We start from the raw sequence: 4,383 nt of genomic DNA, 5'->3' as shown, positions 1-4,383 counted from the left end.
GGCGAACAAAACAAACTCGGTACGTAATGACATGGTATCTCTCGCATCCCAGGGCATAAGCGACTCCATTAACGGGTTCTTATGCCTTAGTTGTAAGTGTCTACCATGTCCCCGAACAAGTGTTCACCATGTCCCCGGACTGTACACCCTGTGGGAGAGGGGATCAGCCCACACCATACTTAAACAGGCATCGCCTCACGCGGAATAATCGCCCCGCGATACTGAATCACGGTGCTGGCCGTCAGATGCCCGCGCAGTGCCGCCGCTTCCGGCGTTCCACCCGTCAGACGTACCGCCAGATAGCCCGCGCTGAATGAATCCCCTGCCGCCGTGGTATCAATCACTTTCTCTTTGGCCAGCTTCACGGCCGGAACCTCAACCGACGCTTCACCTGCAATAGCGACCAGGCACGAATCCGCACCTCGCTTAATCACCACTTCGCTCACGCCAGCGGCCTGTGTGCGCGCAATCACCTCCTCTACCGGTTTCTCACCCCAGAGGGCGTCCTCATCATCAAGGGTCAGGAAGGCGATATCGGTGCATTGCAGCATCTGCAGATAAACCTGCTGCGTTTCTTCACGGCTGGCCCACAGGCGGGGGCGGTAGTTGTTATCGAAAATAACCTTACCGCCGTTGGCACGGCATTCGCGCAGCAGAGAGAGCAGTTTTTCGCGACTGTCCTGGCTTAAGATTGCCAGGCTGATCCCGCTCAGATAGAGATAATCAAACGTGGCCAGTTTTTCACAGATGTCGGCGGCAGCATCACTCTCAAGCCAGAACTTAGCTGCGGCTTCGTTACGCCAGTAATAAAATGTGCGCTCACCGGTGCTGTCGGTTTCGATGTAGTAGAGCCCCGGGAGACGGTTTTCCATACGCTGGATCAGCGAGGTTTCAACGTGTTCACTCTGCCAGGCGTCCAGCATTTGCTGGCTGAAATTATCGGTACCCAGTGCGGTGACATAGTTCACGGTGAGCGCCTCAGGTGCAACCTGACGGGCAATATAAACGGACGTGTTTAACGTATCGCCACCAAATCCGCGGCTGACTTCCGCGCCTTTTTGTGACAGCTCAATCATGCATTCGCCAATCACGGCAATTTTTTTGGACATAGTCGTGAACCTGAACAGAAGAATTATCAGCAGTGTGCGCTGAGTGAATTAACTGGTCAACTATATTAAAACAACGTTCCATTATTTTATTTGAGCCAGCGCGTGTTCCTGCTCACTTATGTCATCTTAATTTCATTTTCCCCGTGAATTGAACATAAAGTTCTCAATTGTTGCGCCGATAATCCTGTGACGAGTCCAGAAAGGCTATCCCAACAACAGGACATCTGAAATGAAGTCAGAGCAGGTTATCCAGCGGCTGAGCACTACGCCTGAGGCAAGTATTGAGAACTTGCAGGAGCATCGCTACTGGCTGCAATGTGAGCGCGCGTACACCTATCAGCCGATCTACCGGACTGATGGTCGACTGATGGCAATTGAAATTTTGACCGTCGTCACGCATCCATCAAACCCTTCTCAGCGTATCGCACCGGATCGCTATTTTGCCGAAGTTGCCGTTCGCCAGCGCCTGGATGTGCTGGAAGAACAGCTCCGTATGCTGGCGACGAAGCAGGCCTTTTTCGAGCAGAATGATATCCTCGCCTCGGTGAACGTTGATGGCCCAACTCTGCTGGCGCTGCGTCAGAATGCGAAATTGCAGGAATTGATCGCCACCCTGCCATGGATGCGCTTTGAGCTGGTCGAGCATGTCCGACTGCCGCAGGACTCTTCGTTTGCTTCAATATGTGAGTATGGCCCGCTGTGGCTGGATGATTTTGGCACTGGCATGGCGAACTTCTCTGCCCTGAGTGAAGTGCATTATGACTACATTAAAGTGGCCCGCGAGCTGTTCATTATGCTGCGCCAGACCTCTGAAGGGCGGAATCTGTTTACGCTGTTATTACAGCTGATGAACCGCTATTGCCAGGGGGTGATTGTTGAAGGCGTGGAAACGCTGGAAGAGTGGCGTGATGTGCAAAACTCTCCTGCAGCGGCGGCGCAAGGCTATTTCCTCTCTCGCCCGGTCCCCATGGATCACCTCGATAACGTGATAACGACCCTCTGATAAGCCCGCTTCCCTTTGTCTGAACTATAGTTTTACAGGACAGGTCATCAGGAAAGGGGAAAACAATGACAAAAACAGCCAGGGTAATCTCCTGGGTTGCAGGGATTTTCTTGTTGTTGATCGTGGTTTTCGTCGTCATTGTTGCGACGTTTGACTGGAACCGTCTTAAGCCGACCATCAACCAGAAAGTCTCAACCGAGCTGAACCGTCCCTTCGCCATACGTGGTGATTTAGGGGTGGTTTGGGAACGTCAGAAAGAGGAGACCGGCTGGCGAAGCTGGATCCCCTGGCCACATGTTCACGCTGACGACATCATCCTCGGCAACCCGCCAGATATCCCGGATGTCACCATGGTGCATCTGCCCCGCGTTGAAGCCACGCTGGCCCCGTTAGCGCTATTGTCCAAAACGGTCTATCTGCCGTGGATCAAGCTTCAGCAGCCCGATGCACGGCTGATTCGCCTCTCTGAAAAAAACAACAACTGGACATTCAACCTTGCCAGCGACAGCGAAAAAGATCCGAATGCCCAGCCTTCTTCCTGGTCATTCCGTCTCGACAATATTCTTTTCGATCGCGGACGGATCGCCATCGACGATAAGGTCAACAAGGTGGAGGTGGAGATCCTGGTTGATCCGCTGGGCAAACCATTGCCGTTTAGCGAAGTGACTGGCAGCAAAGCGAAAGGCGACAACACCAACGTGGGTGATTACGTATTCGGCCTGACAGCAAAGGGACGCTACAACGATCAACCTCTCAGCGGTAAAGGGAAAATAGGCGGCATGCTGGCGCTCAGGAGCGAAGGCACGCCGTTCCCGGTGCAGGCGGATTTCCGTTCCGGAAATACCCGTGTGGCGTTCGTGGGGACGGTCAACGATCCGATGAACATGGGGGGGGTCGATCTACAGCTGAAATTTGCCGGTGAATCGCTGGGCGAATTGTATCAGCTCACTGGCGTGCTACTGCCGGATACGCCGCCGTTTGAGACCGACGGCCATCTGGTGGCGAAAATCAATGCAGAAAAATCGTCGGTATTTGATTACCGGGGTTTCAACGGTCGTATTGGTGACAGTGATATCCACGGCTCACTGACTTACACCACCGGGAAACCGCGCCCGAAACTGGAAGGGGATGTCGAGTCCCGCCAGCTGCGTCTGGCTGACTTAGGCCCGCTGATAGGTATTGATTCTGGTAAAGGTACGAAGACAAAAGAGGTGAAGAAGGACCTCCAGCCCGCGGGGAAAGTGCTGCCCTACGACCGTTTTGAGACCGACAAGTGGAATGTAATGGATGCGGATGTACGCTTCAAAGGCGGCAAAATTGAACACGGCAGCACGTTGCCGATCAGCAATCTTTCGACCCATATTCTCCTCCAGAATGCCGACCTGCGCCTGCAGCCGCTAAAATTTGGCATGGCAGGCGGGACAATTTCCTCGAACATTCACCTGGAAGGCGATAAAAAGCCGATGCAGGGACGAGCCGATATTCAGGCCCGCAGGCTGAAGCTGAAAGCGCTGATGCCGAACGTGGAGCTAATGCAGAAAACCCTCGGCGAAATGAACGGTGATGCCGACATTCGCGGCGTGGGGAACTCCGTGGCGGCGCTGCTGGGAAGCAGTAATGGCAACCTGAAGCTTCTGATGAACGACGGACTGGTGAGCCGCAACCTGATGGAGATCCTGGGGTTGAACGTCGGTAACTACGTTATCGGGCAAATCTTCGGTGATGACGAGGTACGGGTGAACTGCGCAGCGGCCAATCTGGATCTGGTTAATGGCGTGGCACGCCCGCAGATTTTTGCCTTTGACACGGAAAACGCAGTCATTAACGTGACCGGTACCGCCAGTATGGCCTCCGAGCAGCTTGATTTGACGATCGATCCGGAAAGTAAGGGGATTCGTATCATCACCCTGCGCTCGCCGCTTTATGTACGCGGCACCTTCAAAAACCCCCAGGCGGGTGTGAAGCCCGGGCCTCTGATTGCGCGTGGTGCGGTGGCGGCAGCCCTCGCGACGCTGGTTACCCCAGCTGCAGCGCTGCTGGCGTTGATTTCCCCTTCAGAAGGAGAAGCGAATCAGTGCCGGACGATTTTGTCACAGATGAAGAAGTAGCGCCCTTTCTCCCTCTCCCTGTGGGCTGTACAGTCCGGGGACATGGTAGACAGGTGTTCGGGGACATAGTGAACACTTTTTAACATCCTTTACCCATGGTGATCGACTGTTTCCTCAGGTCGATCACCCCCACTTTCGTGCTGTACCACCACACTTCATAGCA

At 54.1% G+C, this 4,383-nt stretch carries 4 protein-coding genes; 2 read left to right on the top strand and 2 right to left on the bottom strand.

What is annotated here, in order from left to right:
• Nucleotides 1-179: 179 nt before the first annotated feature.
• Complete coding sequence (gene kdgK, locus HED65_RS22410) at nucleotides 180-1,109, bottom strand: 2-dehydro-3-deoxygluconokinase (protein ID WP_114980189.1); 930 nt, start codon at nucleotides 1,107-1,109, stop codon at nucleotides 180-182.
• A 229-nt stretch (nucleotides 1,110-1,338) separates the two neighbouring features.
• On the opposite strand from kdgK, the gene pdeH reads away from it, so the two are divergent.
• Nucleotides 1,339-2,112, top strand: coding sequence for a cyclic-guanylate-specific phosphodiesterase (pdeH, locus tag HED65_RS22405; protein ID WP_028018351.1), 774 nt, complete (start codon nucleotides 1,339-1,341; stop codon nucleotides 2,110-2,112).
• 65 nt (nucleotides 2,113-2,177) lie between these two features.
• Nucleotides 2,178-4,220: an AsmA family protein gene (locus HED65_RS22400; RefSeq protein WP_114980188.1), complete on the top strand. Its 2,043-nt coding sequence runs from the start codon at nucleotides 2,178-2,180 to the stop codon at nucleotides 4,218-4,220.
• Between the two features lie 79 nt (nucleotides 4,221-4,299).
• Here the strand turns inward: HED65_RS22400 and HED65_RS22875 are convergent.
• A partial coding sequence (locus HED65_RS22875) for a hypothetical protein (protein WP_223256819.1) occupies nucleotides 4,300-4,383 on the bottom strand: 84 nt, incomplete at its 5' end.

Source organism: Pantoea sp. LS15 (genome assembly GCF_012241585.1).
Lineage (GTDB): Bacteria > Pseudomonadota > Gammaproteobacteria > Enterobacterales > Enterobacteriaceae > Enterobacter.
Note: the sequence above shows the minus strand (reverse complement) of the source record. Positions and strands in the feature narration are given on the sequence as shown.